General features: G+C 74.3%; 11 protein-coding genes and 1 pseudogene. 9 read left to right on the forward strand and 3 right to left on the reverse strand.

Annotated elements, in window-relative coordinates:
* Window positions 1-161 precede the first annotated feature (161 nt).
* The 3 genes from ACFV04_RS14705 to eccCa all read right to left on the reverse strand — a co-directional run bounded on the left by ACFV04_RS14705 (window position 162) and on the right by eccCa (window position 7,921).
* Entirely contained in the window at window positions 162-527 is a 366-nt protein-coding gene (locus ACFV04_RS14705) for a hypothetical protein (protein ID WP_360263590.1), read from the reverse strand.
* Window positions 528-740: 213 nt separating this feature from the next.
* Window positions 741-3,989: a hypothetical protein gene (locus ACFV04_RS14710; protein ID WP_380529247.1), complete on the reverse strand. Its 3,249-nt coding sequence runs from the start codon at window positions 3,987-3,989 to the stop codon at window positions 741-743.
* Window positions 3,986-7,921, reverse strand: a complete 3,936-nt coding sequence (eccCa, locus tag ACFV04_RS14715) for a type VII secretion protein EccCa (RefSeq protein ID WP_380349204.1) — start codon at window positions 7,919-7,921, stop codon at window positions 3,986-3,988. The genes ACFV04_RS14710 and eccCa overlap by 4 nt, the downstream gene beginning before the upstream one ends.
* A gap of 267 nt (window positions 7,922-8,188) precedes the next feature.
* On the opposite strand from eccCa, the gene eccD reads away from it, so the two are divergent.
* From eccD to ACFV04_RS14760, 9 genes and pseudogenes are all read left to right on the forward strand, one after another.
* A complete protein-coding gene (eccD, locus tag ACFV04_RS14720) occupies window positions 8,189-9,580 on the forward strand; it encodes a type VII secretion integral membrane protein EccD (RefSeq protein WP_380349191.1) in 1,392 nt (463 codons plus the stop codon).
* Window positions 9,581-9,648: 68 nt separating this feature from the next.
* A complete protein-coding gene (gene eccB, locus ACFV04_RS14725; RefSeq protein WP_380349193.1) occupies window positions 9,649-11,103 on the forward strand; it encodes a type VII secretion protein EccB in 1,455 nt (484 codons plus the stop codon).
* Window positions 11,104-11,181: 78 nt separating this feature from the next.
* On the forward strand, window positions 11,182-11,517 hold the full coding sequence (locus ACFV04_RS14730; protein WP_380349195.1) for a hypothetical protein: 336 nt from the start codon (window positions 11,182-11,184) through the stop codon (window positions 11,515-11,517).
* A 67-nt stretch (window positions 11,518-11,584) separates the two neighbouring features.
* Entirely contained in the window at window positions 11,585-11,872 is a 288-nt protein-coding gene (locus ACFV04_RS14735) for a hypothetical protein (RefSeq protein WP_380349197.1), read from the forward strand.
* Entirely contained in the window at window positions 11,872-12,282 is a 411-nt protein-coding gene (locus tag ACFV04_RS14740; RefSeq protein WP_380529249.1) for a hypothetical protein, read from the forward strand. The genes ACFV04_RS14735 and ACFV04_RS14740 overlap by 1 nt, the downstream gene beginning before the upstream one ends.
* Window positions 12,283-12,319: 37 nt before the next feature.
* Window positions 12,320-14,638: a hypothetical protein gene (locus tag ACFV04_RS14745; RefSeq protein ID WP_380529251.1), complete on the forward strand. Its 2,319-nt coding sequence runs from the start codon at window positions 12,320-12,322 to the stop codon at window positions 14,636-14,638.
* A gap of 85 nt (window positions 14,639-14,723) precedes the next feature.
* Complete coding sequence (locus ACFV04_RS14750; RefSeq protein ID WP_360263570.1) at window positions 14,724-15,191, forward strand: YbaB/EbfC family nucleoid-associated protein; 468 nt, start codon at window positions 14,724-14,726, stop codon at window positions 15,189-15,191.
* Complete coding sequence (locus ACFV04_RS14755; protein WP_360263567.1) at window positions 15,184-15,483, forward strand: hypothetical protein; 300 nt, start codon at window positions 15,184-15,186, stop codon at window positions 15,481-15,483. Before ACFV04_RS14750 ends, ACFV04_RS14755 begins: the two co-directional genes overlap by 8 nt.
* Before the next feature lie 88 nt (window positions 15,484-15,571).
* Window positions 15,572-22,953: pseudogene (locus ACFV04_RS14760) on the forward strand (hypothetical protein); the annotation flags it as partial.

Genomic DNA, 22,953 nt, shown 5'->3' on the forward strand with positions numbered 1-22,953 from the left:
ACCTTCTCGGTCACAGCAATCAGCAAAACCGGTCTGCGGGCAATCCGCGTCCGCTCGTTGTGTTCGTGAAGATCCCGCCGGGGGGGGCGGCAGCACGAGGGACGGGGGTGCCCGCCGCTCCCCCTGGGCGGCGGACACCCCCGGATCATGGTGGCGGATCGTCAGGGACGGTCCAGGGTGATCGAGTTGATCGGGCCCAGGTCGTAGTAGACGCCGTTCTGGGCCGGGATGTCGTAGACGCAGTCGCCGCCGCCCGAGCCGCGGCACAGGTGCGCGTGCGCGCCGCCGGTCTGGTTGTTGAGCACCCAGTGGTTGCCGTACTGGTTGCTCAGGTTGTGGGCACCGTAGCTGTAGTAGATGTCGGTGGGGGAGACGGCGGGGTTCTGGTTCTGCGGGTAGATGCAGACCGCGCCGGACGGGCAGCCCGCCCAGGAGCCGTCGGCGGCACCGGCGCTGCCGGTGCCCAGGGCGGTCAGGGCGGCGGTGGCGAGGCCGAGGGCGGCCAGGGCGTGGGTGATCCTGCGCATGGGGTGGTACTCCCTTGGCTGGTGCGGGGCCCGGCGATCGGCCGGACCGGTGCCCGTCAGCCTAGGAACGCGCGGGCGGCGGCGGTCCCTGACATCTGACAGGGGCGCGCCGCCTTGCCCCGGGCCGCCCCGCGCCCTCGGCCCGCGCCCCCCGGGGGGCGTCTCACCCGGGGGCGACCCCCGGCGTCTCACCCGGTGGCGACTCCCGGCGTCTCACCCGGTGGCGACTCCCGGCGTCAGGCCCAGCCGCTCCGGACGGGCCGGCGGGCGCAGCTGATCGGGCGTCAGCAGCTCGCGGCGGGCCTGCCAGGCGAGCAGCCGGACCCGGGCCTGCTGGTTGCGTTCCGCCGCCGCCCCGTCCGCGGCCGGAACGGCGTCCGCTTCGCGCATCAGCACCCGGGCCGGACGCTCCTCGGCACCGGGCAGGACGTCCAGGACGAGGAAACGCGAGCCCGGCGGGAAGACCACCTCCGGGTCCCCGTCCTCGGCGATCACGGACGTCCGGCGGCCGGTGGCCGACCACACCAGGAACTCCGCCGACGTCCCCGGAACGAGATCGGCCTCCGGAGTCCCGACCAGCGGTGCGGGCTCCGTCAGCAGCGCGTCCCGCACGTAGTGCCGCAGCACCTCCTCGTCCACGTCGGCGCCCAGCAGCACGGGGCCCCGGTGATTGGGCAGCCGGCGCAACCCGGAACCCAGACACGCCAGGTACGGGTCCAGCGCCCCGGGGCCGCCGGGCCGGCGGGCCGCCGCCACCAACTCGGCCCGGGACGCGGGGAGTCCGGTGTCCGCGTGGTGCAGGTAGACCGCTGCGAGGTCGTCCTTCAGGTCGTCGCGGGCCTGCGAACGCAGCGCCGGCAACCGCAGGGCGACCTGCTCGGCGCGGCTGGCGTAGCGGTGGAAGTGCGGGCCCAGCAGGGCCCGGAACGCCGCCCGTTCCGCGGCGGTGGACGGACGGCCGACGGCGAACGCGCCGTCCGGCGCGATGAGCCGGGATACGGCGGGGACCTCGGCCGGGCTGTCGCCGGCGTCGGTGCCGCTGACGCCGTTGCCGTTGCCGTTGCGGATGTCGCCGTCGCGGTCCGGCCCGGCCGTGGGGTCCACGGAGACGGCGACGGGTTCGGTGACGGCGGGTTCCACGGCGGCGGGTCGGGCGCCCGGATCGACGGGTGCCGTCGCCGGCTCGGTCACGGGCTCCGGTGCCGGTTCGGGGGCCGGTTCGGGCTCGGTGTCCGGTGCGTCGGGGAGCGGTGTACGGGCGGGGGTGGGTTCCTGTGTGCCGGTCGTGGTGTCGGGGCCGGCGGAGGTGGCTGCCCAGGTGGGCGGGTCGGGGAAGCCGGGGTCGGTGGTGGGGTCGGTGTCGTCCGGGGCCGGTCCGACGGGCGGCGCCGTCGGCTCGGGGGCGGGTTCCTGTGTGCTGGTCGTGGTGTCGGGGCCGGCGGAGGTGGTTGCCCAGGTGGGCGGGTCGGGGAAGCCGGGGTCGGTGGTGGGGTCGGTGTCCTGTCCGGGGGCGTCGGTGTCGTCCGGGTCCGGTGCGTCGGGGAGCGGTGTACGGGCGGGAGCGGGTTCCTGTGTGCCGGTCGTGGTGTCGGGGCCGGCGGAGGTGGCTGCCCAGGTGGGCGGGTCGGGGAAGCCGGGGTCGGTGTCCGGTGCGTCGGGGAGCGGCGCTCGGCCGGGCTCGGCCGGGTGGGCGGTCTCCAGTGCGGGGCCCGCGTTCAGGAGCAGCCCCGGTACTGCCGCGCCCGGGACGGTGAGCGCCGTCAGCAGGCCGTTCAGGGCGGCCAGCACCTCCGCCGGCACCGTACGGTCGGCCACGCCTGCGATGAGCACCGGACGGGCCGGGTCGGGGTCGAGCAGCCGCGGGCCGTGGTCCAGTGGCGGGTCCTCCGGGCGCAGCCACAGGCCGGCCGGGACCGCCTCCAGACGCCAGCCCGCCACCGGCGCGCGGTAGAGCGCGGGGCCGCAGGACGTGGTGCCGTCGGGCAGGGGACGCCAGGCCGAGGCGACGACGCGGCCGCGGCCGGGGGAAGCGGTCAGCTCGGTCAGCCACGGCTCCCAGCCGGGGATGCCGTCGGCGGCCAGGACCCGGGCGGAGCAGCCGTCCCCGGTGCGCATCGGCAGCCCGACGGCGGCCCGCACGTCGCGGCCCAGCTCGGCCGCGAGGGCGGCGGCCAGGGCGACCAGGGCCGTGGTGGGCGCCCAGGGCGCGCTGACCAGCAGTTCGTCCGGGGCCGGGCGGACGCGGCGCAGCCGCTCGGCGATGCCGGCGGCTGCGGGCAGCGGCGCACCGGGGTGACCGACCACCAGGACCAGGGTGCCCGGCGTCGCCGTGGCGCGGGCCAGCAGGCCGGGCCGGACGTCGGGGGCGGGCTCGTCGCGGAACCAGTAGCCGCGCGGCAGCACGGTCACCAGCGGGTCCCCGTCGAACGGGTCGCGGTCGCCGCCCGCCACGGGGGAGGGGGTGGGTGGTGGCGTCCGAGGGATCACCGGGCCGGTCGCTACCGGCACGGCCGTGCCTGCGGTCGGGGCGGGCAGGGACATCGGCGCGGGCAGGGCCGTCGGTGCAGGTGCGGGAACCGGTGCGGGGGAGGGGACAGCGGCGGGCACCGGGCCCGTCGCGACCGGTACCGGTACCGCCGTGCCCGCCACCGGCGCGGGCAGGGCCGTCGGTGCAGGTGCGGGAACCGGTGCGGGGGAGGCGACGGCAGCGGGCACCGGGCCGGTCACGACCGGCACGGCCGTGCCTGCGGTCGGGGCGGGCAAGGCCGTCGGTGCGGGCAGGGCCGTCGGGTCGGGGGAGGGGACGGCGGCGGGCACCGGTCCCGTCGCGACCGGCCCTGCGGTGCCCGCGGTGCCCGCGGTGCCCGCCGGGTCCACCGCCCGAGCCCGGGCCGCCGTAGCCGTAGCCGCAGCAGCAGCCGCGGCCGCCGCCGTCTCCGGCAGCGGCCACACCGGCCCGAGCCGGCGGGTGCGCCCGGCCGGGGTGCACAGCCACCAGGAGGACGGTTCGCCGTCCTCGGCGCCGCCGGTCAGCAGGGTCCCGTCGGGCCGCAGGGTGACGACGCCGTCGGGGGCGACGATGCTGGTGGCGGCGAGTTCGGCGATCCGCTGGGCGGGGCGCCGCCCGTCCGCCTGGTCGGCGGCCAGCCCGGAGGCGGCGAGGACCAGGGTGGCGGCCCGGCGGGCGGCCGCGGTGCGTGCCAGTTCGTCCAGGCCGGCGAGCAGGACGGGCTGCGCGTCGGCGGCCGCCGCCAGCACCGTCACGGTGCCGACCACGGCCGGCAGCAGGGCCAGCGCGTCGGCGAGTTCGGCGGGCAGCACCGCCGCCCCCTCCGGCGCACCCTCCGCCGGCCCGGGCGCGATGACGAAGTGCGGGCCCGCCTGGTGCAGCACCGCCGGGGCGGCGGGGACGTCGCGGTGACGGGTCAGCCAGCGCCGCACCGGCGCGGTCCCGGCGCTCACTGCTGCGCCCCTTCGGTGTCGTCGACGACGGCGGTCTGCACCTGGACGGTGCGCCGCCGGGTGATGTGCAGGGCCCGTCCGGGCGGGAACGCCCGGGGCTTGGTGTTGCCGAACAGGAAGCCTTCGCTCGGCGGGCAGGACAGCAGCACCGCCGGGGTGTTGACCTCCTCCAGCTTGCGCAGCAGCTGGTCCGAGGAGGCCCGTCCGATGCCGTTGGCGCTGCGCGCCACGATCAGGTGCAGGCCCAGTTCGGCGCCCTGCGCCAGGTAGTCCAGCAGCGGCGCGAACGGGTGGGCGGCCATCCCGCCGGGGGAGCCGGCGACCAGCTCGTAGTCGTCGACCAGGATGAACAGTTCGGGGCCCTCCCACCAGTCCCGCAGCCGCAGCCGCTCGGGCGGGATGTCCGCGCCGGGCAGCCGGTTGGCCATCGCCCGCGCCGCGCCGTCGACGATCTGGCGCAGCACGTCCACGGCGACCGCGTGCCCGAGCCGGTACTCCTGCGGCACCGCGCCCTGCAGCACCCGGCGGTAGTCGACCAGCATGATGCGGGCCTCGTCGGGCCGGTAGGCGCCGGTGATGCCGGCCGCGACCAGCTTCAGCAGGTTCGTCTTGCCCGACTCGCTGTCACCGACCACCACCAGGTGCGGCGTCTCCTCGAAGTCGTGCCACAGCGTGTCCATCGACACGTCCTGCAGGCCCAGCGGGACGCGCAGCCGGCCCTCGGGCGCGGGCAGCGCGGCGGCGGGCAGCTGCAGCGGCAGCATCCGGACCTCGGGCGCGCGCGGCCCCGTCCAGTGCTCGGCGACGGCGTCGACCAGGTCCGCGACCCCGTCGCCGAGGTCGTCGGTGCTGCCGTTGCCGTCCATCCGGGGCAGCGCGGTGAGGAAGTGCAGTTCGTCCACGGTCAGGCCGCGGCCGGGGATCTTGGGCACCGTCCCCGCGACGCGCATGCCGATCGCGGAGTCGACCGGGTCGCCCAGGCGCAGCTCGAAGCGGGTGCCCAGCAGGTCGCGCAGCGCGCCGGTGACCTCGCCCCAGCGGGTGGTGCCCACGATCAGGTGGATGCCGTAGTTGAGGCCGCGCTGGGCGATCAGGGTCAGCGCCGGCGCGAGGTCGGCGAACTCCTGGCGCACGGTGTTCCAGCCGTCGACGACCAGGAAGACGTCGCCGTGCGCCTCCTGCGGCAGCTCACCGGCCGCCAGCATCCGCCGGAACGCCGACACCGAGTCGATGCCGAGCTCGGCGAAGCGCTGCTCACGCCGCGCGAGGATCGCGTTGACCTCCGCGACCGTGCGCACCACCCGCTCCGGGTCGTGCCGCCCGGTGACCCCGCCCACGTGCGGCAGCCCGCGCAGCGAGGACAGCGTCCCGCCGCCGAAGTCCAGACAGTAGAACTGCACTTCGCGCGGGGTGTGGGTGAGCGCGAGCGCCGTCATCAGGGCGCGCAGCAGGGTGGACTTGCCGCTCTGCGGACCACCCGCGATCCCCACGTGGCCGTCCGCTCCCGACAGGTCGGCGGTGAGCAGGTCGCGCACCTGCTGGAAGGGCCGGTCGACGACACCGACCGGAACGCTCAGCGTGCCGCGGCCCGCCGCGCCCTCCGTGGTCAGCCCGTGCTCCGGGTGCGGCGCCAGCGGCGGCAGCAACTGGTCCAGGGTGGGCGGCACCCCCAGCGGCGGCAGCCACACCTGGTGCGCCGGCGGCCCCGCGTCCAGCAGCATCCCGGCCGCGATGCCGAGCAGGCTGCCGCTCTCCTGCTCCTCCTCCACCTCCGGCTCCTCCAGGACCAGCACGGGCTGACGCGGCGCCACGTACCCGGTGCCGTACGCGGCGACCTGCCCGGCCGCGGCCTGCCGGCGCACGGCCGCGGGCCGCGGCGCCCGGTAGGGGCCGGACACGTACGCGGCCTTGAACCGGGTCAGCGTGGCGATGTCGCTGCGCAGGAACCCGTTGCCGGGCTGCGACGGCAGGTGGTACGCGTCCGGCACCCCCAGCACGCCCCGGCTCTCCATCGCCGAGAACGTCCGCAACCCCACCCGGTACGACAGGTGCGACTCCAGCGCGTGCATCCGGCCCTCGTCCAGCCGCTGCGAGGCCAGCAGCAGGTGCACGCCCAGCGACCGGCCCAGCCGGCCGATCATGATGAACAGCTCCATGAAGTCCCGGTGCGCGGCCAGCAGTTCGGAGAACTCGTCGACCACCACGAACAGCGTCGGCAGCGGCTCCAGATCGGCCCCGCCCGCCCGCGCGGTCTCGTAGTCCAGCAGCGAACTGTAGTTGCCCGCCGCCCGCAGCAGCTCCTGACGGCGCACCAGCTCACCGTGCAGCGCGTCCCGCATCCGGTCCACCAGCGCCGCCTCGTCGGCCAGGTTGGTGATCACCGCCGAGGTGTGCGGCAGCCGGTCCAGCCCCAGGAACGTCGCACCGCCCTTGAAGTCGACCAGCACGAAGTTCAGCACCTCCGAGGAGTGCGTCAGCGCCAGCGCCAGCACCAGCGTGCGCAGCAGCTCCGACTTGCCCGACCCGGTCGCCCCGATCAGCATCCCGTGCGGACCCATGCCGCCCTGCGCCGACTCCTTGATGTCCAGTTCCACCGGCGTGCCGTCCGCCGCGATCCCCAGCGGCACCCGCAGCCGGTCCGCGATCCCGCGCCGCGCCCAGCTCTGCACCACGTCGTGCCGGTGCAGGTCCCGGATGCCCAGCAGCGACGCCAGGTCGAAATCGCCCGCCAGCGGCTCCCCGGCCTCCACCCGGTCCCCGAGCCGGTACGGCGCCATCAGCGAGGCCAGCCGCCGCGCCGCCGGCAGCGACAACGCGTCCGGCCGCCCCAGCTCCGTCACCTCGTCACGGTGGTTGCGGTCCGCGCCGACCATCGCCAGCCGGCCCTCCTCGATCCGCAGCCGCAACCGGTGCCGCAACGGCTTCCACTCCAACGCGTCACCCAGGTCCAGCAGCACCGCGTTGCGCCACCCCGCCAGCGCCGCCCGGCTGCCCGCACCGGCCTGCGGACCGTCCAGCACGATCACCGTGAACGGCTCGTCCCGGCCCGGCTGCGCCTCCGGCTCCCACGGCCCGCGCCCCGCGAACTCCGCCCCCAGCAGCTGCTCCAGCTCCGCCGTCGACCCCGCCACCAGCCGCACCGGCCCCAGCGCGTCGGTGTCCACCGGGTGCAGCGCGTGCGGCAGCCACTTCGCCCACTCCCACTGCTCCCGGTGCTCCGCGTCCGTCACCACCGCGATCCGCAGCTCGTCCGGCGCGTGGAACAGCGCCAGCTGCGCCAGCATCGCCCGCGTCAGCGCCCGCGCCGCCTCCCGGTCGTCACCGCGCACCAGCACCTGGGCGTACCCGCGCACGTACACCGCGATCGGCTGGTCCGCGACCGTGCCGTAGGCGTGGATGAACCGCCGCAGCGCGTGCGCGCACAACGGCTCCAGGTCCTCCACCGGCTTCGTCGACAGCGGCGCCAGCCGCACCGCCAGCCGCTGGTGCCCCACCCCGACCCGCACGTCACCGAAGTCCGGGTGCGCGGCGCGCCGCTCCCACAGCCGCGAGGTCCGCACCAGCGACGCCGCCGCCCCCGGCGCCGGGTGCCGCCACGCCAGCGCCTCCTGCTGGCGCACGATGTGCCCGCGCACCTGACGGCGCATCTGCGACAGGTACCGCAGGTAGTCCCGCCGCTCGGCCCGCAACTCCCGCTTGCGGTCACTGGAACCGCGGATCAGCGACGTCACCAGCATGCCCACCGCCGACAGGCCCATCATGCCCATCGCCACGTAGCCGAGCATCCCGCCACCGTCACCGGGACGCAGGAACATGAACACCATCGACAGCGAGCTCAGCGCCATCGGCGCCATCGAGATCATGCTCGACATGCCGCTCTGCGCCTCCGGCAGCACCGGCGGCTCCTGCAACTGGATCTCGCCGTCGGGCATCGCCGGACCGGGGCGCCGGGGCGGACGGTCGACCAGCACCACACTCAACGAACGGCTCCTCGCACCAGGGGGGACGGCCGCGAAGCCCCCGCGGTCCGGGGCGCCGTCCGCCCAGGACCACGGACGGCGCCCCGCCCCGGGTTCACCCGCCGTACGGAACCCGCCACCCGCCGGTGAACCCCGCAGCCCCCGCGGCCCGTGGCCCAGGGTGAGGGAGACCGCCCCGCCGGGCGGGACGGCCCAGGCCGTACGGACGTGAGGAGAGCCTTGAACGGGAGCGCCAACGGGACCGCAGTCGCCGGACTGTGCCGACTGAGGTTCCACGCACCCGACGCGGTGTTCGACCTCGCGGTCCCCGCCGACGTGCCACTGGCCGACCTGCTGCCGGCCGTCCTCGCCCACGCCGGCGACGACCTCGACGAACAGGGCGCCGAACACGACGGCTGGATCCTCCAACGCCTCGGCGAACCACCCCTGGACGAAGAACTCGGCGCCGACGCCCTCGGCCTGCACGACGGCGAGGACCTCCACCTGCGCCCGCGCCGCGACCCCCTGCCCGAAGTCCACTACGACGACCTCGCCGACGGCGTCGCCACCGGCATGCGCGAACGCCCCGACACCTGGCGCCCCGCCCTCACCCACCACGTCGCCCTCGCCCTGGCCGTCACCGCCCTCGCCGGCGGCCTCGCCCTCCTCCTCCTGCCCGGCCCGCCCCACCTGCGCGCCGGCGCCGCCGCCATCACCGGCCTGTTCCTGCTCCTCGGCGCCCTCAGCGCCTCCCGCGCCGTCGGCGACGCCGGCGCCGGCACCGCCCTCGGCACCACCGCCGTGCCCTACCTCGCCCTCGCCGGCGCCCTCCTCACCACCGGCACCGGACCCTCCGCCACCGGAGCCCGCCTCCTCGCCGGCGGCTGTGCCGGCGCCGGAGCCGCCGTCCTCGCCATGGCCGCCGTCGGCTGCTCCGCCCCGCTCTTCCTCGGCCTGGTCCTGCTCGCCCTGCAGGTCACCACCGCCGGCGCCCTGCTCCTCGCCGGCCTCACCGCACCCGCCACCGCCGCCGTCCTCGCCGTCCTGCCCGTCGCCGCCGCCTCCTTCCTGCCCGGCCTGAGCTTCCGCCTGTCCGGCATGCGCCTGCCCGCCCTGCCCCGCAACGCCGAGGAACTCCAGGAAGGCATCGAAGCCGTCCCCGCCGCCTCCGTGCGCTCCCGCAGTGCCGTCGCCGACGACTTCCTGACGGCCTTCCACCTCACCCTCGCCCCCGTCCTCGCCCTCGCCCTGGTCACCCTCACCGGCCAGGACGGCTGGGCCCCCACCGCCCTGACCTGCGCCCTCGCCCTCCTGCTCCTGCTGCACTCCCGCGGCATCGGCAGCATCCCCCAGCGCCTGGCCGTCCTCGTCCCCGGCGCCCTGGGCCCCGCCCTGCTCACCGCCCACCTCGCCGCCGGCCAGTCCACCGCCGCCCGCCTGGGCCTGCTCGCCGCCCTGCTCGCCACCGCCGCCGTCCTGGCCGCCGTCTCCTGGACCGTCCCCGGCCGGCGCCTGCTGCCCTACTGGGGCCGCGCCGCCGACCTCCTGCACACCCTCGCCGCCGTCACGGTCCTCCCGCTCGCCCTCGCCGCCGCCGGCACCTACCACGGGCTGCGCGCCATCGCCGGCTGAACCCCGCCGCCACCCGACCGCGCCCCGCCGGCCCCACGCCCCGCCCCGCCCCCGAGGAGAACCACGCCATGCAGTCGAAGCGCGACCAGGTGCAGGCCCACCTGTTCGTGATGGGCCGTCTCGCCACCGGCATGCTCCGCGGCGAACCCGACGCCCCCGACGCCCCCACCGGACGCACCTCCCGCGGCATCGTCACCGGCACCGTCCTCGCCGTCCTCGCCTGCCTGGGCGCCACCGTCTACGGCGTCCTCGTCCCCGGCGGCGCCACCGGCTGGAAGAAACCCGGCACCCTCGTCCTGGTCAAGGAGAGCGGCGCCCGCTACCTCTACCTCGACGGCACCCTGCACCCCCTGCTCAACGAGACCACCGCCCGCCTGCTCGCCGGCGACCAGCTCACCGTCGACCAGGTCAGCACCCACTCCCTCGCCGACACCCCGCGCGGCACCCCCCTCGGCCTCCTCGGCGCCCCCGACGGCCTGCCCGAACCCGGCCGGCTCACCACCGCCCCCTGGCTCGCCTGCGCCGCCCTGCGCCCCAGCCCCTCCGGCGACCGCCGCCCGCACCTGGCCCTCGCCGTCGACCCCGCCACCCGCGGCACCGCCCTCACCGACAACCAAGCCCTCCTGGTCACCGCCCCCGACGGCACCACCCACCTCCTGTGGCACGGCCGCCGCCTGCGCCTGGACACCCGCAACGGCGCCCGCCAGGCCCTCGGCCAGAGCGCCGCCACCGCCCAGCCCGTCCCCCAGGCCTTCCTCAACGCCCTGCCCGCCGGCCCCGACCTCGCCGCCCCCGACCTCGACCAGCGCGGCACCCCCGGCCCCGACCTCGCCACCCACCCCACCCGCATCGGACAACTCTTCACCGGCCCCAACGGCGACCACTACCTCCTCACCCCCGCCGGACTCACCCCGCTCACCCCGATGGCCTTCGAACTGCTGCGCAACGACCTGCGCACCCAGCAGAGCGCCTACCAGAACGCCGCCGTCACCCCCGCCGACGTGGGCGCCGCCGACCTCGCCGCCCACAGCGCACCCCCCGCACCCGCCGCCACCGCCGCCACCGCCCTGCCCACCACCGTGCCCGAACTCCTGACCGCCCCCCAGGGCCGCGACGTCTGCGCCGAACTGCGCCCCGGCGACCCCGGGCCCACCACCGCCGTCACCCTCGTCGACGACACCGCCCTGCAGGGCTCCGCCCCCACCGCCCAGCCCGGCGTCGAGGCGCCCTGCGCCACCGCCGACACCATCGCGGTGCGCCCCGGCGGCGGCGCCCTGGTCCGCGCCCTGTCCACCGCCGGCACCGGCGCGACCCTCTACCTGGTCACCGACAACGGGGTGAAGTACCCGCTGCCCTCACCCGCCGTCGCCAAGCAGCTCGGCTACGGCGACGCCGCCCCGCCGGGCATCCCCGAGGCACTGCTGACCCTGCTGCCCACCGGCCCCAGCCTCGACCCGGCCGCCCTCACCGGCACCCCCGCCACCCCCGCGCCCGCCGCCCCCGCACCCGCCTGCCCGCGGTGAACCCGCCGCCGACACGGCGCCGTTGACCTGAAATGAACCCGGCATCCTCAAGCCCGGGCCGACGAAAGGAACCACCCGATGGCCCCCAACCTGCAGACAGACGACGCGGTCGTCCGCGGCATCCTGGCGACCCTGGAGAGCCACATGGACGCGATGACGCGCGCCGGCACGGAGGTCGAGAACGTCAACAGCGAGGTCCAGCAGCACTTCAAGGCCGCCTGCAGCACCCAGTACCAGGGGAAGATCCAGGACTGGCAGCACCGCTACCAGCAGCTCAAGAACGCCTACCAGACCTTCCACGGCAGCTTCAGCGCCGGGCACGGCCAGGTCAACACCGCCCACGACGAGGCCGCGGGCGTCGGCGCCAACTGGGGCGGCGCCTCCGCCGACATCTACAACGGCCTCAACCCCTGACCCCGCCCCCCGCCACGCCCGCCCCACCCGACGACCCCACCCGACGACCCCACCGAGAGGACCCCCGATGGCCAACATCATGCTCAACCACGCCAACATCGACGAGGCCGCCGACGCCCTCACCCAGGCCGGCCAGGGCATGCACACCGCCATGGACAACTGCATGGCGGCCATCAAGACCGCCGAGGCCCAGCTGAGCGGTGACCTCGCCACCGCCGCCCACGCCTTCTACCAGGTGCTCGCCACCCAGAACGGCACCATGAACGACGACATCGTCAAGGGCGCCGAGGTCCTGCGCACCATGCACGGCCTGCTGCGCGACGCCGACAAGCGCGCCGCCGCCGGCATCGGCTGATGGGCACCCCCACGGAGCCCAACTACGAGCACACGCTCAGCGTCCACAAGGAGGACCTCCAGTACTTCGCGAACACGGAGATCGGTGCCCTGCTGGACGACCTGAACAAGAACTCCGGCTACAACGTGATGCAGCGCTACGCGGGGATGCTGGACGACACGGGCAACTCGCTGCTGGTGGGCAACAGGCTGTTCTTCGCGGACTCGGTCGTCCTCGACTTCAAGAACCTGGCCACCGGCCTGGCCACCGACCTCGGCACCCTCAAGGCCCAGATGCGCCAGGCCCAGGTGAAGATCCAGCTGACGCTGACCATCATGGACGAGGCCCACGAGGAAGCCATGACGGCGGCCGAGATGATGGAGGTCCTCACCAAGGTGTCGGGCGCCGCTCCGCCCAAGTCAGGCAAGTAACACAGTAGTTGACCGTACAAGGCATGTGGGGGCACTGATGGCCGGGACCTGGGAGCAGGTGCTCGCGTTCTTCGCGGGCCCGGACCAGAAGATCGTCGACAGGAGCAAGGTCGCGGAGCTGCCCGCCGGGGCCAAGTCCTGGATCAGGCCGGACCAGGTCCAGAAGGGTACGTCCGGCGCCAACTTCTACTTCGGCACAACAAAGGACACCGGGCGTGCGGACACGGCCAAGACGGGCGAGAGCAAGCCCGACGTGTGGTGGGCGTGGAACTACACCTTCAACAGTGTCAACCACTTTGTCCTGATCGGGATCCCGGTCAACTACACGGACTGGGGCAACGACGCGGACAAGCCGCTGTCCCAGTTCATCCACCAGCACGAGGGGATCCTCGGGCCGCTGGCGGGCGGCGGCGGCAACGGCACGGTCGACCCCCGGAGCCTGCGGGTCGCCGCGCAGGGCCTGCGGGACGTGGGCACCTGGCTGGACACCTGGTACCCGCGGACGAAGAAATGGGCCGACCTGATCGACGGCCCGGACAGCAACTGGCAGGGCGACGCGGCCGGCGAGTTCAAGATGCTGCTCAAGCGGTACGCGCTGGAGATGGAGACCATGCGACTCCAGCTGGACACGGTGAAGCACCCGGCGGACCTGGAGGCGGCAGCCGACCAGATACCGAAGACGGTCAACGGCCTCTACACCGTCCACAAGGATTGGTGGGACTCCGGGGATCTGTGGCCCTCCCACGCCATCTACTGGGCGCTGGCGGAGGAGATGGACGGCCAGAGGCCGGTGTTCGACGCCAACGGCCAAGTGACGTCCATCCCCTCCAAGACGCTCGGCGACGCCACCCAGGACGCCTTCTACGTCGCCCTGGAGAAGAAGGCGAAGGAGATCTGGCTGTCCAACGTCGTCATGTACCTCGACGCGCGGAAGGGCATGTACGGCACCGGGACGGATCCGACGGACGCCCTGGCCACCTCCTACTCCACGCTGGTCGCGGACTTCGGCCGCGGCTACGTCAACATCAGCCTGGACCTGCCCACCGCGGCGCCCCCCGGCCCGGGGGCGGGCGACGGCACCGGTGGTGACGGCAAGGGCGGTGCCGGCGGCGGCAAGGGCGGTGACGGCAAGGGCGGCGACCTCGGCCTGGGTGACGGCGCCGGCGGCGGTGGCGGCGGTGGCGGCAGCAAGTTCGACCTGTCGGGCGGCGCCGGCGGCGGCAAGGGCGGCGACGGCAAGGGCGGCAGCTCCAAGACCCACCTGCCGCCGCCGCCCCCGGTCATCGGGGCCGGCGGTGGCGGTGGCGGCGGCGCCGGCATCGGGGGCGACGGCGCGGGCACGCCGATCCTCGACAAGGACCACAAGCCCGTCCTCGACGCCAACAAGAAGCCGGTGCTGCTGCCCCCCGGCGGCTACATCGGCAAGGACGGCCAGGTCTACGACGCCAACGGCCAGAAGGTGCTCGACAAGAACCACAAGCCGGTGATCGTCCCGCCGGGCTCGGACGTCCCGCCCGGCACCGGCGGCGGCATCTACGGGCAGAACGCCAAGGTGCCCAAGGGCTCCAAGATCCGCGACGACGGGACGGTGGTCGGCCCCGACGACAAGGACGTGCTGGACCGCGACGGCAACCCCGTGGTGGTGCCCAAGGGCGGCTCCATCGCCGGGGACGGCACGCTGCTCGACTCCACCGGCCGTCCGATCTCCGACATCTCCCAGCGCTACACCGACCGGCAGCACGCCATCGACGCGATGGTCGGCAGCGGCGGCAGTGGCGGCGGCGGTGGCGGGACCGGCAGCGGCGGCGGCATCCGTCCGCCGTCCACCGGGTCCGACTGGAACCTGGACCTCGGCTCCTCCTTCGGCGACTACGGCTCCGGCTCGACGTCGGGCGCAGGCTCGGCCTCCGGCAGCGGCGGCCTGGGTTCCTACGCCGGCCTCTTCGGCTCCGGCGGGGGAGTCGGCGGCTCCGGGGGCACCCCGTCCGGCGGCGGCTCGATGCCCAAGCTGGTCGGCTCCGGCGGCGGGCTGAGCCCGCAGGCCATCGAGAACAGCGGCGGGCTGGCCCCGGGCGGCAAGACGGCCGCCGCCGCGGCCGCCGAGTCGGCGGCCGCGGAGAAGGCCGCGCTGCAGAAGGCCTCCGCGATGGCCGCCGAGGAGCAGGCCGCGATGCGCGGCCGGTCGATGTCCACCAGCGGCGGCGGCATGCCGATGATGCCGCCGATGGGCGGCGGCATGGGCGGCGGCATGGGCGGCCAGGGCGAGAAGGACCGTCAGCGCACCACCTGGCTCGCCGAGGACGAAGAGGTCTGGGGCACCGAGACCGGTGCGGTCAACGGCGTGATCGGCCGCTGAGCGGCACACGGCCCACCAGCAGCCCACCAGCAGGGGGGCGGCGTCCCGGGAGCGGGACGCCGCCCCGGGAAAGAACGGAAAAGGCATGTCGTACTCGTTCGAGGACCAACTGAACCAGGCCATGGCCTCGTTGGAGGAGCAGAAGGAGAGGCTGGCCGAGTCGACGCGCAAGATGCAGGCGATGACCGCCGAGGCCAGGAGCAAGGACCGGATGGTCACCGCGAAGGTCGGCCCCCAGGGCGAACTGCTCGCGCTGACCTTCCACACCACCGCCTACCAGTCCATGGCCCCGGCCGAGCTGAGCACCGTGCTGAAGGACGTGCTCAACGAGGCCAAGGCCCGGATGGGCGACCGGATCACCGCCGAGATGCGCACCTTCGAGGGCGTCGGCGAGAGCCTGCGGCTGGGCTTCACCGGCGATCGCGGCGACGAGGACCTGTTCGGGGCCGGCGGCGGACTGGACCTGGACGCGCTGCTCGCCCCGCTCACCGCGATGCGCCCCGGCGCCGACCGGACGGCCAAGTCCCGCAAGCAGGAGGAGTTCAATGGCTAACACGCTGCGCAAGGACGAGGGCCTCAAGGCGGCGTTCACCAACTTCGACGACGTGGCCGCCCTCGTGGAGAAGATCAACACGGAGATCGTGGACATCAACACCAAGAACGTCAAGGCCGGCGGCGGCGACGACATCGGCAAGCAGTACCACGAGAAGATCGACAAGCCCACCGCGGACCTGACCGGGCTGACCACGCAGATCCGCAACAAGCTGAAGGCGATGTCCGCGCACGGCCAGGGCACGGCCGACCTCTTCGACGCCGCCGACGAGCACAACCTCGGCCTGGTCTGAACCGCCCTCGCCAGGGCCTGACTCCGGGCCTGCCCGCCCGTCCCCGCACCCCCGTACCACCAGCCCCGCCCCCGGAGGCCCTGCCGCCATGTCCCACTCGTCCATCCACGTCTCCCCGGGCGTGGCGCAGTTCTTCCACATCATCTCCGGCATGCCCTGGCCGGAGTCCGACGAGGGGCTGCTGCGGGACGTCCGGGACGACTACCTCGCGCTGGCGGAGGACCTGCCGAAGCTGAGCGAGTACATCCTCGACGCGGTGCAGACCTGCGACAAGAGGATGGAGGGCGAGGCCGCCAAGGCCTTCAGGAAGGAGTGGGGCCAGTTCGTCAACACGGACCAGACCCAGGACCCCCTGCGCAAGGCCGCTGAACTCTGCACCCAGCTGTCCGAACTGGCCGGCAAGGTCGCCAACACCGTCGAGTACACCAAGTGGATGGCGATCGGTCAGCTCGTCCAGCTGCTCATCGAGATCGCCTTCGCCATCGCCTGGTCCGTGTTCACCGGCGGCTTCTCCCTGGTGCAGCTGGAGTGGCAGAAGATCCTGACGCGGCAGTTCCTTCTCCAGCTGCTGAAGAAGCTCGCCCAGCTGATCGCCATGCACACCTTCGGCGGCATCGTCGGCGGCCTGATCCTGGACGCCATCATCCAGGGCATCCAGTTCAACCACGGCGACCGGCACGAGTGGGACAAGGACCTCACCAAGCAGGCGGCGATCTTCGGCGCGATCAGCGGCGCCATCGGCGGGCCGCTCAGCCTGATCGGCGAGGGCCTGGGCAAGCTGATCGGCCCCCGCCTGGCCAAGCTGTTCGTGGAGAGCGCGCTCAACGACGTCATCAAGGGGCTGACCGGGATAGGCCTCAAGGGAGCGGGCAAGGAGCTCGGGGAGGGCGCCGCGGCCGGCGCCCTCAAGGGGACGGCCAAGGACCTGGCCGAGAGCGTGGCGGGCGGAGCCCTCAAGGGGGCGGGCAAGGACCTCGGGGAAGGCACCGCGGCCGGCGCCCTCAAGGGCGCGGGCAAGGGGTCGGGCAAGGAGGCCGGCCAGGGCCTCGGCCACCTGCTCGGCGACGAGGCGGCCGAGAAGTTCGCGCGAGGCATCTCCAACCTCCTGAAGGAGAACGCCCAGTACCTGGCCAAGGGCTTCAAGGCCGGGCGCAAGGTGGGCGCCGCGACCGGCGAGAAGTTCGTGCGCGAGCTCGGCGAGCTCTTCGAGAAGGAACTCGGCCAGGAACTGGGCAGCAAGTTCGCCCGGGAGATGGGCGAGCACCTCGGCAGGCAGTTCGCCGAGCACTCGCTCAAGACGGTGATGAAGGAGAGCAGCAAGGAAGCGATCAAGGAGACCCTGGAGAACCTCGCCAAGGACGGCGGCCGGGCCGCGCTCACACCCGAACTCAAGCTGCTGGTCGAGAAGATGCCCGAACTCGCGGGCGGCGTCAACAAGATGAACAAGATGTTCCACCTCGGGCACGTGCTGGGCAGCCAGTTCGAGTCGGGCATCAACCAGTACCTCACCGAGGGCATCTACAACACGATCTACAACGGCGAGTGGCAAGCCAGCGGGATGAGCTTCCTCGGCGGCTTCATGATGGGCGGGATGCGCCACATGATCATGGGGCTCGCCTCGCCGCTGACCCTGCGGTACGCGGACTTCGTCCGCGGCCTGGAGAGCTCCCGGATCACCGAGGAGTCCGGCCCCAACTACCCCATGACCCACCCGCTGACCTTCCTCTCGGTGATCAGCAACATGGGCGGCCACTCGGCGCCGTTCCCGGTGCCCCGGCGGCCCGGGCACATCGACCAGATCAACGCGCCGCGGCTGTCCGGCGGCGACGGCGCCCCGCTCAGGTCGGACGGCGCCTCACTGTCCGGCTCGTCAGTCCTCGCCGGGAACCACCACCGGGAGGAGAACGGCGACGGCGTCCTCGCCGACCCCAAGGGCAAGACCAGCCACGACTCCTCCGTCGACGGCGGGTCGGGCCCGAAGGCCCCCGCGCCGAAGGTCGCGACGGAATCCGGCGCCAAGTCGCCCGTGACCGGCCCGACCGCCGAGACGCCGAAGCCCACCGGCAAGCGGGACACCGACCCCGGGCCCGCCACCAGGACCCGCACGGAGACCGACACCCCCCAGAAGGCCGAGAACCCCCCGAAGGCCGGCACCCCGCAGAAGACCGGGGGCCGCGGCGGCGAGACCGCGACCGCCGACAGCCAGGGCGGTGCCACCAAGGCGCAGCACCAGTCCCCGCCCGGCCAGGACCGTCGCACCACGGTCCGCGACGAGCACGACGAGCCGGTCGCGCACGAGCGCACGACCGCCACGGACGGCGGGCCGGCCGGCCCGCCCGGACGGCAGACGACGGGCAACGGGTCCGCCGCCCCCCACCCCGACAACGGACCGCAGCCGCACAAGGACGTCCCCGGCGCCGGCCCGGCGGCCCCGGTCCGCACCAGCAGCGACGACGCCGGCGGCGTCCGCAACGACGGCAACGGCTCCGGCAATGGCAGTGGCAACGCCCACGGCAACGGCGACAGCCCCGCGCCCGGCCGCCCCGACCCGAAGAACCCCGACCCGAAGAACTCCGACCCGCAGCGCCCCGACCCGCAGGGCCCGGTGCCGCCCGCCACCCCGCCGCGCGACCCCAGGCCCGACGGGCCCACCGACCCGAAGGGCCCCCACGACCCGTCCACCCCGGGCCCCGGCCCCTCCGCCCCCACCACCTCCCACACCCCCTCCGGCCACACCTACCACCGGGTCGACGCCCCCGAACACGCCAAGGTGCCCGCCGGCGACGAACGCCGCACCACCTGGCACGACAAGCAGCAGGAGATCGCCGAGCGGCACGACGCCGTGCTCGCCGAGGCCGAGGCGAAGGAAGCCCTGCACGGCGCCATCGAGGAACACCTGATCGAGGGCCACGCCGACCTGCCCCGGGACCTGCGCGCCCTGACCGGCCCCGGCACCGAAGCGTGGCGCCGCACCGCCACCGACCTGCAGACCGACATCGAGGCCCGCCCGCACGAGCGGGAGGAAATCCTCGCCGGCGCCGCCGACCGCCTCGAACTGGCCGGCGCCCGCGAACTCGCCCTCCGGGTTGCCGTCAGCCGCTTCGACCACCTGCTGACCGAACGCGGCCTCGACCCGGCCGCCACCGGCGGCGACCACCCGCTCGCGGAGATCCGCCGCGAGGCCTCCGAACACTTCCGCTCCGACGCCGAACGCGACATCGCCCAGGTGTACGCCACCCGCGCCGACGTCACCCCCGAACGCAACGCCCTGGCCGCCCGGGCACTGGAGAACCGGCTGCGCCGGGCCGCCGGGGACCTGGACGTCCGTCAGGCACGCGCCACGCAGACCGAACGGATCGAACGGGCGGTGGAGGACGCCCACGCCGACTGGAAGCGGGAGAACCTCACCGAGACGGACCGCGCGCTGCTGGACGCCGTCGGCGTGCCGAAGGACGCCCGGGTGTCGGAGGAGGCCCGCGACCAGGTCGCCGAGGCCATGCGGGAGCGGCTCGCCGAGTTCCACGGCCGCTACCAGGACCGTACGACCCTGCACGTCGACGAGGCCGAGCCGGGAGCCGGCCGCCGGGACGAGGACACGTTCCTGGCGATCCGGGACGAGAACGGCGACGACCTCGCCGCCCTCGACCCCACCCCCCGCGGGAAGGACCGGCTCGAAGCCGACTTCCGGGACGTCTTCGAGAGCCACAAGGGCGGCCTGTCCCACGACTTCACCGTCCAGGCGGTCCGCGAGACCGTGCTGCAGCGCTCCATCGACGCGGTGAAGGACGCGGCCGACGCGTGGAAGACCAGCGCCCCCGACCAGTTCGGCTCCGACACGCTGGCGAAACTCGGCCTGGCCGACGGCCCGTCCCCGCGTGCGGTGGCCACCGCCCGCGCCGACCTCGCCCGCCGCACCGACCGCCTGGTCACCGAGCACACCGCCGCCGACCGCGACCCGGCCCGGCTCAAGGAGGAACTGGACCGACTGACCTCCCCGGCCGCGGTCAACCGCCTGCTGGCCCTGCACGGTGCCCGCGAGAAGGCGCTGAGCGCCGCCGAGGAGACCGCCCGCACCAAGGTCCCGCACGACCTGGGCGACCCCGACGCCACCGACCACCGCACCGACCCGGCGGCCACCGTCGAGACGGCCCTGGGACGGCCGGCGCGCGGCAGCCGCACCGACGCCCCCGAACCGCCGGCCTCCGCCGCGGCCCGGCGCGTGCGCGAGGGCTACACCGAGCGGGTCCGCGCCGCGTTCGAGGAGAACTTCCGCTCCCTGCTGCGCGACCCGGGCGCCGACCACAAGGCGGGCCTGACCGAGCAGTTGAAGCAGTGGCACAGCGAGCGCGAGCGGCTGACCGAGGGCCTGGAACAGCACGTGGCCTTCGAACGCGCCGTGCTGCCCGCCCGCGAACACGCCGCCGCCGGCTACGACCGCCTCGCCGAGGGCCGCCGAGTGTCGGAGGAAGCGGTCCAGGAGCTCAAGACCCGCTACGGCGGCGAGTTCTTCGACGCCTACAAGGACCACTGGGGGCCCGAGGACCTCGACGGCGAACGCTGGCGCGGCCACGAGGCGGCCAACGAGAACGTCTTCGGCCGCCGCCCCGCCGAGGAGCAGGCCAAGGCCGAGACCGATCACAGGCCCGAGGCCGAGGCTGAGCCCGAGCACAAGCCCGAGACCGAGTCGACCCCCGAGCACAAGCCCGAGACCGAGCCCGAGCCGACCCCCGAGCACAAGCCCGAGACCGAGCCGAGCCCCGACCACAAGCCCGAGACCGAGCCGACCCCCGTACCCGGGCCCCTCACCCCGTCAGGCCCGCTCGTCCGCCCCCGGGACACCGTCCGGGAGCAGCCTTCGGGCACGAAGCCGGGCGGGGACCGCCCGGAAGGTCACGAACTCGTCGAGCAGGGCGACCGCCGCCCGGACACCCCCGCACCCGAGGACCACCGGCCCGCGACGGTCGGACCGCTGCAGGAACAGGAACGCCGGACGCTCCTGACGACCCGGCAGGACCACGAGGCCACCGGGCCCCGCCGTGACGAGCAGGAGCAGGTACACCAGGAGCCGGCCCGGAAGGAGCGCGAGGCCGCTCAGGAGACCGTCCACCCGGTGGCGCAGCGCACGCCCGCGAAGTCCCCGCACTCGGACTCGGACGACGACTGGAGCACCGGCGGAACGGACGACGAATCGTCCGCCCCCAGGAATGCGGCGGCCCAGATCACCCAGGCCACCCAGGCGGTCCACCTCACCGAGACCGAGCCGGAGACCCCGCCGGTGACCCAGCCGCAGCCCGAGCCGGAGGCCCAGCCGGAGATCGAGCAGGGCTCGGTGCTGGACCTCCCCGTCGAGCCCCTGCCGGCGGGCTCGTTCGAGGCCGCTCAGCTGTGGCGCACCCGTGACCGGCTTCCGGAGTTCCACATCCAGGACCACACGCTGATCACGTGGCCCCGCGAGGGCGACACGTCCGGCCTCCCGGAGGCCCCGGACGTACTCTTCCAGCACGCGGTCGACCTGATCGAAACCCGGCTGCAGTCCATCCTCGACCGGGCCGAGGACGTCATCCATGACCCCCAGGCCCGAAACGACGACCGCGACGCCGCCCAGGTGCTGCTCGACACCCACGCCGTGCTGGCGGGCGACGGCTGGTCGCCCGCCTACATCAGCGAGTTCCTCCACCTGCAGATGCGGCTGCGCGCCAGTACGGTGCCCAACCTGTTCCCGGAGCGACTGTTCGAACAGAACCCGCAGCCCCTGGAGGGGGGCGGGTATTCGGGATTCCGCATGTTGACCGCCTACGAATTCCCGGACGGCCCGATACCGAGGGAGCACGACGGCGGCTCGCTGCGCGGCAGCAACGGCGCCGCCGACGCGTTCTACACGTGGCTGGAGGACGAAGCAGGCGGGCACCCGGGCTACATCGCGGATTGGGAGGGAACCCAGGGCGGCGGATCCTGGGAGGGGTCTCCCCTGAGCGCGAAACTGATGTTCGCCCACTTCCGCCCCGGTGACGGGGTGGAAGCGGAGTACCTGTTGCGCAACCTCGGCTCCGCACACGACATCGTGTACAGGCAGGACTACGTCCGCAGCATGGTGGCCCAGCACGTCTTCACCCACGAGTTCCTGAAGAAGACGGAGCTGCCGAACGTGGACCGCGCCACCGGGCAGGTCGCCCTGTTCCGGCTGGAAAGCCAGCGGCACATCGACAACATCACCGGCAGCGAAGACCGGCAGCAGGGCCGGCCGATGCCGCTCCTGCGGGGGCCGGCCGAGTCGTTCAGCCTGCTGTCGCCCTTCAAGGAACCGCACAGCACCAGCGACAGCGGCCCGTTCTACGTCACGGTCCAGACCGTCCCGATCCACCGGGTGTTCGGGACCCACCTGCAGGGCCGGTACGAGAATCTCAACTCTCCGATCTTCGGCGGTGAGGACGAGTTCGTCGTCATGTCGGCGGGCAGGGAGATCATCTTCAACGGCATGACCGTGCCCCTCACCCCGCGCCAGCGGGCCGAGGAGCAGCAGGCCGCCCAGAACGCACAGAACGCCCAGAACGCCCAGCCCGTCCAGCCCGCCCAGGCGCCGGCAGCCCCCGCCGTCGTGACTCCGCCGGCGCAGGTGCCGGGTCCGGCTGTGCCGCCCGTTGCTCCGCACGCGGTGCTGCCCGCCTCGGCCTGGGCCGACATCAGGACGTCCGCGCCGCCCGCGCGGATGGAGACGGAGCGCTTCGACCCCCTCGTGCGCGGGCAGGCCGGCCCGGGCGACATCGCCGGCCCCGGCGTGCGCGACCAGTACGAGAACCGGCAGCCGAGCCTGGGCGGGCTGCACGGCGCCGAGACCGCGATCAGCTACGACGTGCGGCGCTTCGAGGCCCAACCGGGTCACTGGGTCACCGAGTTCACGCTGAACCTGCACCTGCAGGGGCCGGACGGCCGCCCGCTGCCCACGCACGAGGCCACGCGGATGCTCGACCGGGTCCGGGCGGTGGTCGACGAGCGTTTCAACGAACGCTTCCGCCTGCCCGGCGGGGACCAGGTGCACCTGCGGGTGGACGGCACGCAGAACGAGGCGGGCGCGCACCGCGCGATCACCGTGGTTCCCGGTCGCGACCGCAGCGACCAGCTCACCTGGTACGACGAGAGCCCGCCCGGGGTGCTGCTGCACGAGGTGCTGCACTTCCTGGGCCTGCCGGACGAGTACGTCGAACGGGCGGCGACGCCGGGTGACGCGTTCGCGCTGCGCCGGCGCGACCGGTGGGCGGGTGAGGACGGGGTGATGGGCACCTCGGCCCACCGGGACGACTTCACGGTGCTGCCCCGGCACCTGGAGCGGATCGAGGAGGTCCTGCGTTCCGGTCCGGTCGTGCGTGATCTGACGTTCGCCCAGTACCGGTCCGGCTCGACGGTCCCGACCGCCCCGGCGCCGCACGCCCCGGGCACCGGCGCCGTCGCCCCGGCGCCGCCCCGCACCCCGGC

It is taken from the genome of Kitasatospora sp. NPDC059599 (assembly GCF_042735125.1).
GTDB lineage: Bacteria > Actinomycetota > Actinomycetes > Streptomycetales > Streptomycetaceae > Kitasatospora.

What these genes read in the sequence shown, in the direction of transcription:
- ACFV04_RS14705 (WP_360263590.1), bottom strand. Translation starts at nt 527, where the DNA reads ATGCGCAGGATCACCCACGCCCTGGCCGCCCTCGGCCTCGCCACCGCC.
- ACFV04_RS14740 (WP_380529249.1), top strand. Translation starts at nt 11,872, where the DNA reads ATGGGCACCCCCACGGAGCCCAACTACGAGCACACGCTCAGCGTCCAC.
- eccCa (WP_380349204.1), bottom strand. Translation starts at nt 7,921, where the DNA reads ATGCCCGACGGCGAGATCCAGTTGCAGGAGCCGCCGGTGCTGCCGGAG.
- ACFV04_RS14755 (WP_360263567.1), top strand. Translation starts at nt 15,184, where the DNA reads ATGGCTAACACGCTGCGCAAGGACGAGGGCCTCAAGGCGGCGTTCACC.
- eccB (WP_380349193.1), top strand. Translation starts at nt 9,649, where the DNA reads ATGCAGTCGAAGCGCGACCAGGTGCAGGCCCACCTGTTCGTGATGGGC.
- ACFV04_RS14730 (WP_380349195.1), top strand. Translation starts at nt 11,182, where the DNA reads ATGGCCCCCAACCTGCAGACAGACGACGCGGTCGTCCGCGGCATCCTG.
- ACFV04_RS14750 (WP_360263570.1), top strand. Translation starts at nt 14,724, where the DNA reads ATGTCGTACTCGTTCGAGGACCAACTGAACCAGGCCATGGCCTCGTTG.
- ACFV04_RS14735 (WP_380349197.1), top strand. Translation starts at nt 11,585, where the DNA reads ATGGCCAACATCATGCTCAACCACGCCAACATCGACGAGGCCGCCGAC.
- ACFV04_RS14745 (WP_380529251.1), top strand. Translation starts at nt 12,320, where the DNA reads ATGGCCGGGACCTGGGAGCAGGTGCTCGCGTTCTTCGCGGGCCCGGAC.